Below are 14,479 nucleotides of genomic sequence, written 5' to 3'. Positions count from 1 at the left end.
GTTTTTATTAAATATTGGGCTTAAAATAACAAATCTTTACCCGTACAGCGAAGTTTTTTAATTCGAAATAACAGGCTAAATTTTAAATTTGCATTACATTTATAAGACACTTTCGCCTCTCAAGGATGAACAATGCAACTTACTTCACTTCCAAACTCACTTCGACCTCGTGAAAAACTCATCTCCAAAGGAGCTAAAGCGCTTACTGATGCTGAGCTCCTTGCCATATTTTTACGAACAGGGTTACCGGGAATGAATGTAATTGAGTTGGCTCAGCATCTATTAAATGAAAATAAATCCCTACATAATTTGTTTAATGCCAGTATTGAGGAGTTTTGCTCTCAAAAGGGGTTAGGGACCGCTAAGTATGTGCAGCTACAAGCTGTATTAGAGCTAAGTCAACGTTATATGCAGGAGCGTTGCCAACGAGATGCAGTGTTTAATTCGCCAAACTCAGTTTATGACTATCTAACAATTCAAATGCGAGGCTTGCAACAAGAAGTATTTATGGTGTTATACCTAGATAGCCAAAATAGATTAGTAAAAGACGAAATACTTTTTTATGGCACAATTAATTCTGCCAGTGTTTATCCGCGTGAAGTGGTAAAGGCTGCCCTTAAAAATAATGCAGCCGCTGTTATTTTTGCGCATAATCACCCAAGTGGTATTGCAGAACCGAGCCAAGCAGACAAACTTATTACTAATAAATTGCAGCAAGCACTGCAATTGGTCGACATAAGTGTGCTCGATCACATCATTGTTGGTGGAGAAACCTGTGTTTCGTTTGCCGAGCGAGGCCTGATTTAGCTTTGTTAGACACATAAGTGTGTTAAAAATGAGCTGTTTAACGTGTTTTGGCAAATTAGTTTAATTTAAATGCAGTTTTTACTTTCCCTAAGGGCATTCGATCTTTATAATTAGCCGCTATCAAATTTACATATATGAGCTGATTGGATAGATCAGTGTTTGATCTTTGCCTGTAAAAGCTGTATAAAGAGCGCCCTTCGATTTATCTCTAGGGCGGAAATACACGGCCTTAGATTAAATTAAGCTCGAGCGAAGTTATTGGAGATATATAGACATGTCTAAAGTATGTCAAGTTACAGGTAAGCGTCCAGCGGTTGGTAATCACCGTTCACACGCGAGAAACGCGACTAGACGTCGTTTCCTACCTAACCTACAAACACACCGTTTTTGGGTTGAAAGTGAAAAACGTTTTGTAACATTACGCACTACTACTAAAGGTATGCGTATTATCGATAAAAAAGGCATCGACACGGTTCTTACAGAAATCCGTGCTCGCGGCGTTAAAGTTTAAGGATCTGAATCATGCGCGATAAAATCCGTTTAGTTTCAACTGCCGGTACTGGTTTTTTCTACACTACTGACAAAAACAAACGTAACATGCCTGAGAAGATGGAAATCAAAAAGTTTGATCCAAAGATTCGTAAACATGTTCTTTTTAAAGAAGCTAAAATTAAGTAATTTTAGTTCTTCTTTTAGAATTTAAAAACCCAGCTTAGGCTGGGTTTTTTGTTTTTAAACTATGATTAGTGAATTGACATAAAAAACCTCGTTGGCATAACCAACAAGGCTTTTAAATCAAAAAACGTTATACCAATAGCATTTAATTAGTGATTTATTTAATGCGATAAAATAATCATGTTTTTAATAAAATTGGTATCATTAGATTTTTGTGAATGCATCTTGTAGTGGTGGTACTACTTGCTTTTTACGGCTCAGTACACCATCTAACCATACTTTATCATTCTCTGGTTTTACACCGTAAGCCTGCTCAACTAAGTTTGCATCGTCAGATACAATTAGCATTTCTGAGCCTTCTTTCATTATATCGGTAAGCAGTAAAAATACAGAGTGGCGGTTGCCCTCAACTTTTAGCTTAGCAATATCGGCTGCAAGGTCTGCTTTAATATCGTCAAAAACAGCAAGGTCGATTACTTCTAGCTGGCCAATGCCTACTAGGTTACCGTTCATGTTGAAATCTTTAAAGTCACGCATTACTAAATCACGTGCTGGTGTGTCTTCTACCGCAGATTTAACGCGGAACATATCCATACCAAGTTCTTTAAAGTCTTCGATGCCTGCAATTTCAGCAAGCGCTTCAACACATTTAATATCGGCTGTGGTACATGTTGGCGATTTAAATATAACTGTATCGCTTAAAATTGCACACATCATGATACCAGCGATGTCTTTAGGGATTTCTACGTTGTAGAAGTCATACATCATTTTAATAATGGTGTTTGAACAACCCACAGGACGAATCCAACATTCAAGCGGAGTCGATGATGTTAAGTCACCTAATTTATGGTGATCTACCACACCAACAACGCGAGCTTGGTCGATATCATCAGGTGCTTGTGTTTTTTCTGTGTGATCTACAATATACACATCTTCACCAGCGTAGCTTAACTTAAGCTCTGGTGCTTCAAAACCAAATCTATCAAGAATAAATTGAGTTTCAGGTGAAACTTCACCAAGACGAGTTGGAATTGCTGGCTCATCAATTTGGTTTTTTAAATAAGCCAGTGCAATTGCACCACAAATAGAATCTGAATCTGGGATTTTATGGCCCACTACATACATAGACATTGACGGAACTCCTTTAAATTTGTCGATATTCTAACAAAGTCTGCGGCCTTTAACATATAGACAGCGCAATTAAGTTTTAGTTACACTTTAAAATCTTGAATTTACTAGGTGTATTTATATGCGACTGGGCCGTAAAGGTTGGAACAACGTTATAATATTTTCGATGTTGATTATGATCTTCTTTTTAAATGGCTGGCATAAGCAATTTTTAGGAGGTGAGGATAAACCAGCGTTACAAGCTGTACTCCCCCAGCAAAGTTTTGTACTGACACTGCAATTTGTTGATCAAAAAATTGAGCGAATAGGAACAAGTTGGCGTACAACACCACTACAAAAAGATATACCGCTCGTGTGGAAAGCGTCTGAGCAGCAGCTTAGTGATTTAGTTAACCAATGGCAAAGCGCGGCGTTAATGGGGGTTAATGAGTCTGTTGTTTTTAATCCTAATGCGCCTTTATACGTTGCTACATTTGAGTTAGCTGGCGAAAGTATGCCGTGGGTTTATTTGCTCTACAAAGGCGATGGTCAATATTATTTACTCGAAAAGAGAAGCCAGCGAATACTCGCACTCGATTTAAAAACTGCTCAGCAGTTATTCCCTAGTTTTGATTTTTCACAAAGTGAGTCTAATTAATGCCTGAATTACCAGAGGTAGAAGTGAGCCGAATGGGCATCACTCCCCACGTACAAAACCAAGTTGTTACAAAGGTAAATATTTACAATGCCAGTATGCGCTGGCCAGTGCCCGATGACGTGTATCAACTTGAAGGGCTAATTGTTACAAGTATTGAACGACGAGCTAAATATTTACTTTTACATTGTGAGCTTGGGAGCACTATTTTACATTTGGGTATGTCAGGTAATTTGCGTGTAGTAGATAAAAGTGAGCCGCTTAAAAAGCATGACCATGTAGAGTTTATTTTTGGCAACGGTAAAGCGCTGCGCTTAAACGATCCTCGTCGTTTTGGTTGTTGCTTATGGCAAGAGCCCGGTGAAGTGCATAAGCTACTTTCTAAGCTTGGTCCTGAGCCGCTTACCGATGATTTTTTTGCTAAACGCGTGTACGAACAATCGCGCAATAAAAAAGTACCGGTAAAGCAATTTATTATGGATAACGCAGTGGTGGTTGGTGTTGGTAATATTTACGCGAATGAATCGTTATTTAAAGCGGGTATACATCCAAAGCGAGAAGCCGGAAAAGTATCGCTCAAACGTTATCAAGCACTTATCCCTATTATAAAAGACACACTTGCAGCGGCTATTACACAAGGTGGTACAACGCTTAAAGACTTTGCACAAAGTGATGGTAAGCCTGGGTATTTTGCTCAAGAGTTATTAGTATATGGGCGCAAAGGCAAGCCATGTATGACGTGCGAAAACGAATTGGAAGAAATTAGATTGGGGCAACGCAGTACTATTTTTTGCTCAAATTGCCAAAAGTAGTTATTTTAATTTTACCGACTCTAAATTTAATGAGATTTAAGGGCCAGCTTTAAAAGCGGGCCCTTCATTTTAAAGCTCAAACGGTGCTACACCGACTGCCTTCATTTTATATCCTACCTGCGCTATTTCGCCCGACCATGTTTCTGTGCTTATTATTCCTGTTACAACGATTGCGTCGTACAGACTATCTATAGGCACACCACCTTTAATCGTTACATGGACTATTTGATTTGGCGGTGGTGGTGGTACGTGTATACAGGCGCCAAAATAAGGCACGAGTAAAAACTCAGTAATGACTTCGCTATCGCCCTCAAGTGGCACAACAAAACCTGGCAAACTCACCGATTGGCCATCAAGCGCTTTTACCACTGGAGCATCTAAATCGGGTTGCACCCAGTTTTGATCGCTGCCTTCGTGATTAGCTTGTGCTTGAGTGTCTATTTGCATATGACCTTTGGGAATTAAGTCTTCCCAAAAAATTTCTTTTGGTGGATTGGCATAGCTCGCTACGCTTATAAATAATAAGCTAATAGCAGCAATGTATTGAAAAGCTGTTTTAAAAAATGTCATAAAATACCTAAAAATTATGCTTTTATACTCATGCCATCGCTGAGTGAATAAAAATAAGCGCGAGTAGCGGGTATTAAGCCAATAATAAAACCTGCTGCCATAATAACCCCGATTAAGCCCAGTTCATAGTAAGAGAGCATTGTGATATTTACGCTTATACCGGCATGGCTTTGTAAGTAACCGCCGGCTGAAAAAATAACTAAATAGTAAAGCGCACTACCCACTAGGCAACCAAGTAAAGTTGTCAGTAATGATTCAATACTTATAAGTGTAAATAAATGCCAAGGGCGAGCGCCTACTGAGCGCAATATAGCAAGTTCGCGACGTCGCTGGCTTAGGTTTGCAAGCAATGTCGTTAACATACCAAGTAAGCTAACTAACACGACAACAGCTGAGAATAGTAATAGTATTTTTTCTACTATGGCGAGCATTTCCCATAACTCTTTAAGTGTTACGGTTGGCATAATGCCAAGCAGGGCTTCTGGCTTATATTGATTTATATTGCGCCTAATTTGTAATGTGTACAAAGGCGAATTAAATCCCATTAAAAATGCTGTAATTTGCTTTGGGTGACCGACTAGGTTGTTATGTTCGTCATGCTCATGCTCATGCTCATGCTCATGGCTCGCTTTACCGCCGTGAATTAAATCGATTGCAGCCAAAGGAATGTGCAGCGTTTTATCAACTGGCGTGCCTGTTGGGTTTAAAATGCCGACGACTTTAAATGGGTTATCGTCATGATGATGAAAACTGGTGTTCCCCATGCCGTGCGATATAACAATAGAGTCGTTAAGTTTATAACCTAGTTTATTTGCAACTTCGCTACCTAGCACCACTTCGTTAATTGCGGCAAAAGGGTGGCCTTTGTTAAAGGTTAAATTTTGTTTTTTTGCAAAGCGATAATGACTAAAGTAATCAAGTGTTGTGCCTAGTACCGCTTGGCCTTTATGGCTGTCGCCTAGGCTTATAGGTATGCTCCATTTTACGCCTCGCTGACTTGTTATGTATTCATAACTTTTCCAACTTACGCCGTTATTAGTATGGCCAATTCTAAATACTGACGAAAGCAGCAACTGTATATCGCCGGTACGCGCACCAACAATTAAATCAGTGCCCGAAATAGTATTACTAAAACTACTTTTAGCATCAATTCGTACACGTTCAATACTCAAAAGTAGCATTACACTAATGGCGATAGTAAATAATGTAAGCAGTACACTTGCGCGGCGATTTAATAAGCTTTTGTAAGCAAGTTTAGCGATGATCATACCTGCTCCTGCAAATTTATAAGGTCAATGGAGCGGTTAAATAATGGCTTTAGTGTTTCATCGTGGCTCACAAATACCAGCGTACTATTAGATAACTTTGCTTGTTCAAACAGTAGGTTTATAAAGCTTTCACGGTTATTTGTATCGAGTGCAGATGTGGGCTCATCGGCAATTATTAGTTCAGGGCTGCCTATAAATGCGCGAGCGGCAGCAACGCGCTGTTGCTGTCCAATACTCAGTGTCGCTACATCTTTATGGTGATACTGGGCAGTAAGGCCTAAAGCATTTAATAACCGTATCGCTTCTTTTTGTAAGGCAGAGTTTTTATTTGATGATTTCTTTAATATTTTTTGTTTTCGGCTTTTTGAAAACTCACACCCAAGCGTTATATTTTCAATAGGAGTTAAATAAGGAAGCAGGTTAAAGTTTTGAAAAATGTAGCCAATGTGATCCGCTCTAAAAACATCACGGGTGGTATTGCTTAATTTAGTTAGGTTTTGGTTTAAAATTGATACCTCACCGCTAGTGGCTGTATTAATGCCAGCAAGAATCGCTAATAAGGTCGATTTACCTGAGCCACTAGGACCGTGTAAAAAAATATGCTCACCTTTTTCTATAACTAACTCTTTTATGTTGAGCGTGGGTGAGCTATCGCTTTTATGCCACTTAAAAGTTACATTTTTGAGGTTGATCATTACTTTATTTTACCATTTCCAATAATTAAGCTTTTTACGCATTTTAAAGTTTCTTATTACATTAAGTGGTTTTGGCTTTAGTTTTTCGTTACTTTGCAAAAATTCATTAGCTGCATTTAATACGCGCTGGCTAGATTGACCATCGGTATACGGATGAAGTTCCTGGCAATAGCTTTCAATATTTTTCATAAGTGTTTTAGGGTACGTGAAAGCCTGCTCTAAGGCTTCTTCAACTTTATTGGGGTCTGTAACATTAAGTAAGTGTTCCGCAGGAGCATTATTACAAAAGGTGACCACAGGTTTTCGTTGAACTAAAAACATTAAAAGTACTGATGATGTATCGCATAACATAACATCGGCTGATTTTAATAAAGGGACTACGTCGTCGGTCTCAATAAACGTTAAATTTTGATTGCTTAATGCCTTATATTTGCTCACCAATTCAGTTGGCATTTTTGGATGAAATTGCATTAAAATTCGCCATTTTCCGGTTTCACTAAAATGTTTTATTTGCTCATATAGCTTTGGTGCAAGCGATAGTCGCTTTGAAAATGTAGAGCAAATTAATAAGGTTGGTCGGGTGTCTGATTTATTTGTATAAGGCGTTTCGGTGATGCCATCAAATAGTCGGTCAAGAGCAGGCCAGCCAGTTTCTGTTACCTTGAAATAACCTAGTTTTCTTTGTAAGGCTTTAAATGGGATTGTTGTATTTGGGCCTTGTGTACAATACAGGTCGAAACAACCTCTAGCTTTAAGATGATCGTTATTCCCTTTTTTATCTAGCTTACCTGCATCAAAGCCATGAAACACACCTACTTTGATACCAGGGAAAAAAGTGGGTATTAAATTAGCCGGTGCAAACGTTGCATCGGGTTTCCATTCGTGAATATCTTCTATTGTATTAAGCCGTTTTTCTTCTTTTTTTAAAAAATTAGGATTGACTGCCACACCTTGTAAAAACCAGCGCACTTCACCACCATTAGCTAATATTGCAGCCTGAATGGGCCTCAAAATAGCATATGAATAATTTTGAGAAATATACATTAAGTATTTTTTATTTTTAGTGGCAGTTAAGTAGTTCAAGCTATCTCCTCAGGCTGATTAGCACATTAAGTTTACCCCATTGCGAGTCGCTTATAAATATATGCCTTTATTTGTTTTAAGCATCCGATTGAGCTTTGAGGTTGGCTAGATTATTATACAGCCCATATAACCCCATACCATACTTTGCTCAAAGAGCATCCCTAACCCCGGAGATAGCATGACTAGCTATAAAGTTTTAGACGTAAACGATGATTTACCCATTCGTACCAAAGGTGAAGTACACAGCGGTAAAGTTCGTTCAGTTTATTGGTTAACTGATGAAGACAGCGCTCGATTAATTAAAGATAAAGGCTATCAAGTACCGACTGGTACTGAGCTTGCTATTATGGTTATTTCAGACCGAATTTCTGCATTTGATTGCATTTGGCAGGGCGAAAACGGTTTAAATGGCGTACCAGGTAAAGGTATAGCGCTAAACTCAGTGGCAGCCCATTGGTTTAAGTTATTTGATAAAGCGGGTCTTGCGGGCAATCATATTGTAGATATTCCGCATCCGTATGTGTGGATTGTACGTAAAGCCAGTACAGTAAAGGTAGAGGCAATTGCTCGCCAATATATTACGGGTAGCATGTGGCGCGATTACGCTAAAGGCATACGTAACTTTTGTGGTATTGAATTACCAGAGGGTTTAAAAGCGAACCAAAAGCTTGATAACGTTTTAATTACGCCGTCAACAAAAGGTATTATTGAAGGCGTTGCTGATATTCCGCCTGTTGATGATGTGAATATTACTCGCGCTAATATTACTAATAACTTAGATGTATTTAACTTTAAATCGGCAGATGATGTAACCAAATACGAAAAACTGTTAGTTGAAGGTTTTAAATTAATTAGTGATGAACTAGCGAAGCTTGACCAAATTTTTGTAGATACTAAATTTGAGTTTGGTTATGTAGAGGATTTAAATGGCGCGCAACAGCTTATATATATTGATGAAGTAGGCACGCCTGATTCGTCACGTATTTGGGATGAAGCTGCTTACAAAGACGGTAAAATTGTTGAAAATTCTAAAGAAGGCTTTCGTCAATTACTGATTAATAACGTGCCAGAGAGCGACGTATTATTAAATAAAGATCGCATGAGTGAGCGTGAGCAGTTAGCTAAAGATTATATTTTACCAGAATCAGTAATGCTTGAAGTGTCAAATACCTATGTTGGCATAGCGAGTAAAATTGTTGGCAGAGATATCGTGATCCCTGAAGATCCTCGCCAAGAAGTTATTACTATTTTAGATAACGATTACGGATTAATTGTTAAATAACAGTACTTAAGTGCTAATAAAGCCAGTAACTAAATCTTTATTTTTAGTTACTGGGCTATAATTCTTGCAATTAGTGCTCGTCTCTAATTAACTTAACCTAACATTAATGTTTAGGTATTGTTATGTTTGAACGGGCATTGCAAAAGTTTGCTAAAAGTCATTACTTTTTAGCTATAGGTTTGTTTTTTAGTCAGTTTGCTTTAAGTGCAAATATTGAATTAGTAATAGAAGATCAACACGGCCAAAAGTTATCAGGTGCAGTGGTTGAGCTTAATATTGCTGGTAAACAAGCCACACCATCAAATTTGCCCATTGCTATAATGGATCAAGTCCATAAGCAGTTTTTACCCGAATTATTAGTTGTACAACAGGGTCAAAAAGTTAACTTTCCTAACAGCGATAATATTCGCCATCATGTTTATTCTTTTTCACAAGCTAAGCCTTTTCAACTAAGATTATATTCAGGCCAACCAAAAGAGCCCATTACGTTTGAGCAACAAGGAGTTGTTGTTTTGGGGTGTAATATACATGACTCTATGGTTGGCTATATTTATGTAGCTAACAGCGAATTCGTATATAAAACAGATAAAAAAGGCTATGTAAATTTGCCTATTAATACACTGCCTGCACAAGTGAGTGTGTGGCATCCATTACAAACAGCACCATTGGAGAATAAAAAAATGATAACAATTAATTCTCAAAAACAGTTACAGATAACAGTAAACACATCAACTCCAGCACCTAGAAATACCTTTGGTAGTAAGTTTAAGGCTGGTAATGACTAATAGTTTACGAAATCGCATAACCATTTTATGTGTTGGCTTAGTGTTATTAACCACTATGGTCAGCTTGTTTAGTTTTTGGTGGTCTACGAGTAAGTTTCAAGAAGAAAAAGTAAATCAAGATATTACCGTAGCGCAAAATGTTTATAAGCAATATTTAAAGTCAAAAGAAAGCCTACTGTTAACCGCTGCAAAAGTACTCACCTCCGATTTTGGTTTTAAGCAAGCTGTAGCAACGAGAGATGCAGGTACAATCAGCAGCGTGCTGTTTAATCACAGTCAGCGTATTGATGCCGAATTAATGTTGTTACTTGATTTATCGGGTAAGCTAATTTCCGCTAATACTGACGAAGACGCTTTTGCACACAACTTAAAGCCCTTGATGGAAGAGCTTTTAAGTGCGCCAGAAGAGTCAAGCTTTGTGGTGCTTAATAACGAGCTGTATCAAGTTATTTTATTACCTGTAAAAGCGCCACGTACAGTGGCCTATAGTTTGGTGGGTTTTAAAATTGATGACAATGTAGCCCATGAACTAAAAAGCTTAACAGGTATGGATGTAAGTTTTATAGGCAGTGCTGACGATATTGTTATTAGCTCATTAGCTAATCGTCCTGAGCAATTTGAACCTGTTAGCTATTTTAGTACCGTAACCACATCGCGGTTTTTTGGTGAGTATTTAGTGTATCGTAACCGAGAAATAGATTTACCATCGTTGTTGACCCATCCCATAATTATTTTACTGAGCGCCGATTTAACTCAAAGTTATAGTGACTTCGAAAAACTGCTTTTTACACTTATTATTTTAGCTATTTTAACTATGTTTGTAGGTGTTATTACAAGCAGCATATTTGCAAATAATTTAACTACGCCACTTACTCAACTAGCTGTAATAGCAAGGCAATTTGCACAAGGTAATTATGCATTTGAATTCAAAGGGCGAAGGCAAAGTACCGAAATAGACACGCTAGTCGCAGCGTTTGATAGCATGGGTAATGATATTAATCAGCGCGAGCAACAAATTAGCTTTCAAGCTAGACACGACTCCCTAACAGGCTTTTATAACCGCTCAGCCATGCTTGAGGTGCTTGATGATGAGTTAGATTCATCAGCCGAGTACACGCTCGTTGCAATAGACATAAAAGGTCTTCGCCACATAAACGATAAGCTCGGTCCGCGCATTGGTGATGACTGCCTAAAGGCCGTTGCTTGCAGAATAAGTGAGTTTTCGGATGAGTTAGGGGGCTTTCATGCCCGTATTGGCGGCGATGAGTTTTTAACTGTGTTTCCGACTGCGGCAGCGCGTGAACACAAAAGCGGTATTGTCGGCTTAATGGCACAATTACAAGCGTGCTACACCATTCAAAAACTAAAAATTAATTTACGCTTTAGTGCAGGCATTGTGCAGTATCCTACACAAGGTATTGCAAGTGATGACTTAATGCGCCGTGTGCTAATTGCAGTTGAAAGTGCTGCAAACAAACAAGAGAGCATACATTACTATCAAAATGGCGAAGACGAAGCGCACTTAGATCGCTTAATAATGCTTGATGAATTAAAGCAGGCTATTAGTGATGACGATGGTCAATTGTTTATGACTTATCAGCCAAAATTACATTTGAAATCGCAAAAAATAGATAAAGTTGAGTCGCTTATTCGCTGGCAGCGAAAAGATGGTAGCTGGGTCAATCCTGAACTGTTTATTGACTTAGCTGAGCAGTCGGGTCTTATTGTTGAACTTACTGGGTGGGTTGTTAATACGGTTGTAGCACAAGTAGCTGATTGGCAGTCTAAAAATATAAACTTACAGGCTGCAATAAATGTATCTGCGCAAGACATAGCATTTCCAGGCTTTCATGCAGCATTAGTTCGTACGCTTAAAAAGTACAAAGTAGATTCTAAGCTGATCACTATTGAGCTTACTGAGCGCGATATGATCGAAAACGAAGAAAAAGGTATTAAAGCGCTCGAAAACCTAAAGGCAATTGGCGTTAAAATATCATTAGATGATTATGGTGTAGGGCAAACATCACTTGGTAGATTAAAAATGCTGCCTATTGATGAGCTTAAGCTAGATAAGTGCTTTATCCTAAAACTTGATGAATCGCAAAAAGATCAATTTATAGTGCAATCATCAATTACGTTGGGACATCAGCTAGGTTTCTCGGTTGTAGCTGAAGGGGTAGAAACGCTTGGCTCATTAAATTTACTTAGAGGCATGCAGTGCGACCATGCACAAGGCTATTACTTAAGTAGGCCTTTAAAAGCAGAACTATTAGAAGAATGGCTGGAGGAATACTATGCAAAAAATTAAATACTTATTAGCAAGTTTGTTTTTAATAGTTAGTGTGCCGAGCATTGCAAGCAATGGAAAACTGCTAGCTACGCCGGGAGTTTCTCAAATTGAAGGCAGTGGCGGCGGGGGGATTGTACCGTGGGCACAACTTGCTGGGTATGCAAGTGATGATGAATTTTCGGTAAATGGCTTTTGTAGCCGCGCAGATGTAACCGACTACACACTTGACGTATGTGGTGCACAACTTAATTTATTTAATCGTGTTGAACTTAGTTATGCCCAACAGCGCTTTGATGTACCAGCACTTGATGCTGAAATAGAGCAATCAATTACAGGTGCTAAAATACGTTTGTACGGCGATATTGTTTACAGTGATTGGCCACAGCTTAGCTTAGGAATTCAGCATAAATCACTGGATGATGGCAGTATTGCAACACTTGTAGGCGCAGAAGAGACTAGCGGTACTGACTACTACCTCGCTGCTAGTAAATTACATTTAGGGGCTATTGCTGGCTATAACTGGTTTTGGAACGTAACTACACGATACAGTGAAGCTAATCAACTTGGTCTACTTGGTTACGGTGGAGAAAATACTAGCGGAAAAGTATTATTTGAAGGCAGCACAGCACTATTTTTTAGTCGTGAAGTAGCCGTAGGTGTTGAGTATCGTCAAAAATCAAATAACTTAAACTTAGGTGAACAAGATTGGAAAGACTTATTTGTAGCGTGGATGCCTAACAAGCATGTGAGTGTGACAGCGGCTTACCTTGATTTAGGAAGCATTGCAGGGGCTGACGATCAAACAGGTTGGTATTTATCGGTAACAGGGTATTGGTAATGAAAAGCGTTGGTATTTTTTTGATTTGTTTAGGGTTGCTTAGTGGGTGTGCAAATTCTACTAAGCTCTCACTTTATCAAAAGCTGGATGGTAAAGCGGGGATAGGCAGGATTGTTGATAGCTTTATCTATCAAATAGGCAATGACGAGCAGATAATTCATTACTTTGAACACAGTAATATAGCGCATTTCCGCCAAGGATTTATTAATCATATGTGCATGTTAGTAGAGGGCCCGTGTACATACGATGGCGACTCTATGGTGGCAATTCATACTGGTATGCATATTACAGAGAAAGATTTTAATCATGTTGTTGATTTGCTTATAAATGCAATGAATGAGCAAGATGTTAGCCATAGCTTACAAAACGATATTCTTTCTAGAATGGCGCCACTTCGTGATGAAATCATAAAAATGTAATCACTTTGTTTTTGTTATGCTCCTTTCAAGGTAGAATATAAAGAAAAAATAATAGTGATCCTATATGAATATAATTTTTGATACACAAAGCCTTTACTATCTCCCTCAGTATATCCCTGTATATAAAGAATTATGTAGAAATGGCATCAAAAGTAAATTTGTATTTTATAAAAATAGCCATGAACATTTAATTCAGCGTGTTATAGATGACTATGACTTAGAGCACATCTGGGTTAACGAACAACAACAATCAATTGCTTATTACGAAAATGAAAAAGCTGATTGGGTTTTTTTTGCTAACTCTTTTTGTTACCTAGACCGCTTACATAAAGTATCTAAAAGCGCTCAGCTTGGACACGGAATAGGCCCTAAATCAAGTTACTATACTAAGTCTAGTCAAGCAATGACGGTTAGGTTTGTTGAAGGTCAGTACAGGCTAAACCGTTTAAAATCAATGTATCCAAATGATGAATTTGTTGATGTAGGCTTTTGCAAATTAGACCCTATTTTCAATAAGGAAAAAATTGATGGCACGTTAGAATTAACTAACTTTGATAATAAAAAACAAACTATTTTATACGCTCCTACATTTTATCCAAGCAGCTTAGAGTTATTTCCTGAAAATTGGCCGGAACATTTTGGCGATTATAACATCTTAATAAAACCTCATTACTTTTCTATTAGTAAAGAGCGTTATAAAAAACACTTGAAATTGCTAGATCATTGGTCAACGTATCCCAATGTATACTTAGCAAAAGTAGAAGATTATTCGCTAGTGCCTTTTTTAGATAAAGCAGATTTATTGATTAGTGATGCATCTTCAGCTTTATTTGAATTTGCTCTGTTAAACAAGCCGGTCATTTGGTGCGATTTTTTGAAGTTGCGGTGGGGATACAAAGGAATATTTTCATATCGTTTTAAAAAGCGAATGGATCAAGATTATGGTGAGTATGCGAATGTTGCTATACACGCCAAAAAATATAAAAACCTTAAAAAGTTAGTTGAACAACAACTGGCTGAACCAGAAAGCTTAGCTAATATTAGATTGTCTTTGTCAGAAAAGTTAGCGGGTAAAATGGACGGTAAGGCAAGTAATAGAATTGTTCAATATTTAATGAAAAATAAGTAACTATTACAAAAGTATTTGGATGTAATCGAACTACTAAAAGGATTTATAAACTCTAAATTATAAT

Annotated in this window: 16 protein-coding genes; 11 read left to right on the top strand and 5 right to left on the bottom strand. The window is 38.0% G+C overall.

The features are described from left to right. The first annotated feature begins 132 nt into the window (after positions 1–132). The 3 genes from radC to rpmG all read left to right on the top strand — a co-directional run bounded on the left by radC (position 133) and on the right by rpmG (position 1,485). Positions 133–807 (top strand): RadC family protein, encoded by a 675-nt coding sequence (gene radC / locus FFU37_RS13210; RefSeq protein WP_138489676.1) that lies wholly within the window; start codon positions 133–135, stop codon positions 805–807. Between the two features lie 274 nt (positions 808–1,081). Beyond that, positions 1,082–1,318, top strand: coding sequence for a 50S ribosomal protein L28 (rpmB, locus tag FFU37_RS13205; RefSeq protein ID WP_004335549.1), 237 nt, complete (start codon positions 1,082–1,084; stop codon positions 1,316–1,318). Positions 1,319–1,329: 11 nt separating this feature from the next. Next, positions 1,330–1,485, top strand: a complete 156-nt coding sequence (gene rpmG / locus FFU37_RS13200) for a 50S ribosomal protein L33 (protein WP_004335545.1) — start codon at positions 1,330–1,332, stop codon at positions 1,483–1,485. A gap of 201 nt (positions 1,486–1,686) precedes the next feature. Here rpmG and FFU37_RS13195 read toward each other — a convergent pair whose 3' ends face one another. Further along, on the bottom strand, positions 1,687–2,613 hold the full coding sequence (locus FFU37_RS13195) for a manganese-dependent inorganic pyrophosphatase (protein ID WP_004335532.1): 927 nt from the start codon (positions 2,611–2,613) through the stop codon (positions 1,687–1,689). Positions 2,614–2,731: 118 nt separating this feature from the next. Between FFU37_RS13195 and FFU37_RS13190 the strand changes: the two genes are divergently transcribed. After that, positions 2,732–3,247 carry a hypothetical protein gene (locus FFU37_RS13190; protein WP_004335529.1) on the top strand — a complete coding sequence of 172 codons (516 nt, stop codon included), beginning with the start codon at positions 2,732–2,734 and terminating at the stop codon, positions 3,245–3,247. Then, positions 3,247–4,056, top strand: coding sequence for a bifunctional DNA-formamidopyrimidine glycosylase/DNA-(apurinic or apyrimidinic site) lyase (gene mutM, locus FFU37_RS13185; RefSeq protein WP_004335526.1), 810 nt, complete (start codon positions 3,247–3,249; stop codon positions 4,054–4,056). The genes FFU37_RS13190 and mutM overlap by 1 nt, the downstream gene beginning before the upstream one ends. A gap of 69 nt (positions 4,057–4,125) precedes the next feature. On the opposite strand, the gene FFU37_RS13180 is transcribed toward mutM, so the two are convergent. The 4 genes from FFU37_RS13180 to FFU37_RS13165 are packed head-to-tail and all read right to left on the bottom strand — an operon-like array spanning position 4,126 to position 7,672. Continuing rightward, on the bottom strand, positions 4,126–4,626 hold the full coding sequence (locus FFU37_RS13180) for a DUF3299 domain-containing protein (protein WP_004335523.1): 501 nt from the start codon (positions 4,624–4,626) through the stop codon (positions 4,126–4,128). Between the two features lie 14 nt (positions 4,627–4,640). After that, positions 4,641–5,894 (bottom strand): ABC transporter permease, encoded by a 1,254-nt coding sequence (locus FFU37_RS13175; RefSeq protein WP_138489675.1) that lies wholly within the window; start codon positions 5,892–5,894, stop codon positions 4,641–4,643. Next, the gene (locus FFU37_RS13170; RefSeq protein ID WP_138489674.1) at positions 5,891–6,589 is read right to left on the bottom strand and encodes an ABC transporter ATP-binding protein; all 699 of its coding nucleotides are present in this window, start codon (positions 6,587–6,589) and stop codon (positions 5,891–5,893) included. The genes FFU37_RS13175 and FFU37_RS13170 overlap by 4 nt, the downstream gene beginning before the upstream one ends. A gap of 9 nt (positions 6,590–6,598) precedes the next feature. Continuing rightward, a complete protein-coding gene (locus FFU37_RS13165; protein ID WP_004335515.1) occupies positions 6,599–7,672 on the bottom strand; it encodes a CDP-glycerol glycerophosphotransferase family protein in 1,074 nt (357 codons plus the stop codon). 178 nt (positions 7,673–7,850) lie between these two features. Here FFU37_RS13165 and FFU37_RS13160 point away from each other — a divergent pair, with 178 nt between their 5' ends. The 6 genes from FFU37_RS13160 (at position 7,851) to FFU37_RS13135 (ending at position 14,415) form a co-directional block, all read left to right on the top strand. Continuing rightward, positions 7,851–8,954 (top strand): phosphoribosylaminoimidazolesuccinocarboxamide synthase, encoded by a 1,104-nt coding sequence (locus FFU37_RS13160; protein WP_004335513.1) that lies wholly within the window; start codon positions 7,851–7,853, stop codon positions 8,952–8,954. Positions 8,955–9,076: 122 nt separating this feature from the next. After that, positions 9,077–9,739: a methylamine utilization protein gene (locus FFU37_RS13155; protein ID WP_004335512.1), complete on the top strand. Its 663-nt coding sequence runs from the start codon at positions 9,077–9,079 to the stop codon at positions 9,737–9,739. Then, positions 9,732–12,047, top strand: coding sequence for a bifunctional diguanylate cyclase/phosphodiesterase (locus tag FFU37_RS13150; RefSeq protein ID WP_138489673.1), 2,316 nt, complete (start codon positions 9,732–9,734; stop codon positions 12,045–12,047). The genes FFU37_RS13155 and FFU37_RS13150 overlap by 8 nt, the downstream gene beginning before the upstream one ends. Then, positions 12,034–12,867, top strand: coding sequence for a DUF3034 family protein (locus FFU37_RS13145; RefSeq protein ID WP_138489672.1), 834 nt, complete (start codon positions 12,034–12,036; stop codon positions 12,865–12,867). The genes FFU37_RS13150 and FFU37_RS13145 overlap by 14 nt, the downstream gene beginning before the upstream one ends. Further along, on the top strand, positions 12,867–13,286 hold the full coding sequence (locus tag FFU37_RS13140) for a group I truncated hemoglobin (RefSeq protein WP_024597015.1): 420 nt from the start codon (positions 12,867–12,869) through the stop codon (positions 13,284–13,286). The genes FFU37_RS13145 and FFU37_RS13140 overlap by 1 nt, the downstream gene beginning before the upstream one ends. Positions 13,287–13,350: 64 nt before the next feature. After that, the gene (locus tag FFU37_RS13135) at positions 13,351–14,415 is read left to right on the top strand and encodes a CDP-glycerol glycerophosphotransferase family protein (protein WP_039488297.1); all 1,065 of its coding nucleotides are present in this window, start codon (positions 13,351–13,353) and stop codon (positions 14,413–14,415) included. Positions 14,416–14,479: the final 64 nt, after the last annotated feature.

The organism is Pseudoalteromonas distincta, from assembly GCF_005877035.1.
In the GTDB taxonomy this organism is placed as follows: Bacteria; Pseudomonadota; Gammaproteobacteria; order Enterobacterales; family Alteromonadaceae; genus Pseudoalteromonas; species Pseudoalteromonas distincta.
Note: the sequence above shows the minus strand (reverse complement) of the source record. Positions and strands in the feature narration are given on the sequence as shown.

Excerpts from the sequence above, each read along its gene's own strand:
- FFU37_RS13145 (WP_138489672.1), top strand. The coding sequence starts at position 12,034 with ATGCAAAAAATTAAATACTTATTAGCAAGTTTGTTTTTAATAGTTAGT.
- FFU37_RS13135 (WP_039488297.1), top strand. The coding sequence starts at position 13,351 with ATGAATATAATTTTTGATACACAAAGCCTTTACTATCTCCCTCAGTAT.
- FFU37_RS13160 (WP_004335513.1), top strand. The coding sequence starts at position 7,851 with ATGACTAGCTATAAAGTTTTAGACGTAAACGATGATTTACCCATTCGT.
- FFU37_RS13150 (WP_138489673.1), top strand. The coding sequence starts at position 9,732 with ATGACTAATAGTTTACGAAATCGCATAACCATTTTATGTGTTGGCTTA.
- FFU37_RS13140 (WP_024597015.1), top strand. The coding sequence starts at position 12,867 with ATGAAAAGCGTTGGTATTTTTTTGATTTGTTTAGGGTTGCTTAGTGGG.
- rpmB (WP_004335549.1), top strand. The coding sequence starts at position 1,082 with ATGTCTAAAGTATGTCAAGTTACAGGTAAGCGTCCAGCGGTTGGTAAT.
- FFU37_RS13195 (WP_004335532.1), bottom strand. The coding sequence starts at position 2,613 with ATGTCTATGTATGTAGTGGGCCATAAAATCCCAGATTCAGATTCTATT.
- mutM (WP_004335526.1), top strand. The coding sequence starts at position 3,247 with ATGCCTGAATTACCAGAGGTAGAAGTGAGCCGAATGGGCATCACTCCC.
- FFU37_RS13190 (WP_004335529.1), top strand. The coding sequence starts at position 2,732 with ATGCGACTGGGCCGTAAAGGTTGGAACAACGTTATAATATTTTCGATG.
- rpmG (WP_004335545.1), top strand. The coding sequence starts at position 1,330 with ATGCGCGATAAAATCCGTTTAGTTTCAACTGCCGGTACTGGTTTTTTC.
- radC (WP_138489676.1), top strand. The coding sequence starts at position 133 with ATGCAACTTACTTCACTTCCAAACTCACTTCGACCTCGTGAAAAACTC.
- FFU37_RS13175 (WP_138489675.1), bottom strand. The coding sequence starts at position 5,894 with ATGATCATCGCTAAACTTGCTTACAAAAGCTTATTAAATCGCCGCGCA.
- FFU37_RS13170 (WP_138489674.1), bottom strand. The coding sequence starts at position 6,589 with ATGATCAACCTCAAAAATGTAACTTTTAAGTGGCATAAAAGCGATAGC.
- FFU37_RS13155 (WP_004335512.1), top strand. The coding sequence starts at position 9,077 with ATGTTTGAACGGGCATTGCAAAAGTTTGCTAAAAGTCATTACTTTTTA.
- FFU37_RS13180 (WP_004335523.1), bottom strand. The coding sequence starts at position 4,626 with ATGACATTTTTTAAAACAGCTTTTCAATACATTGCTGCTATTAGCTTA.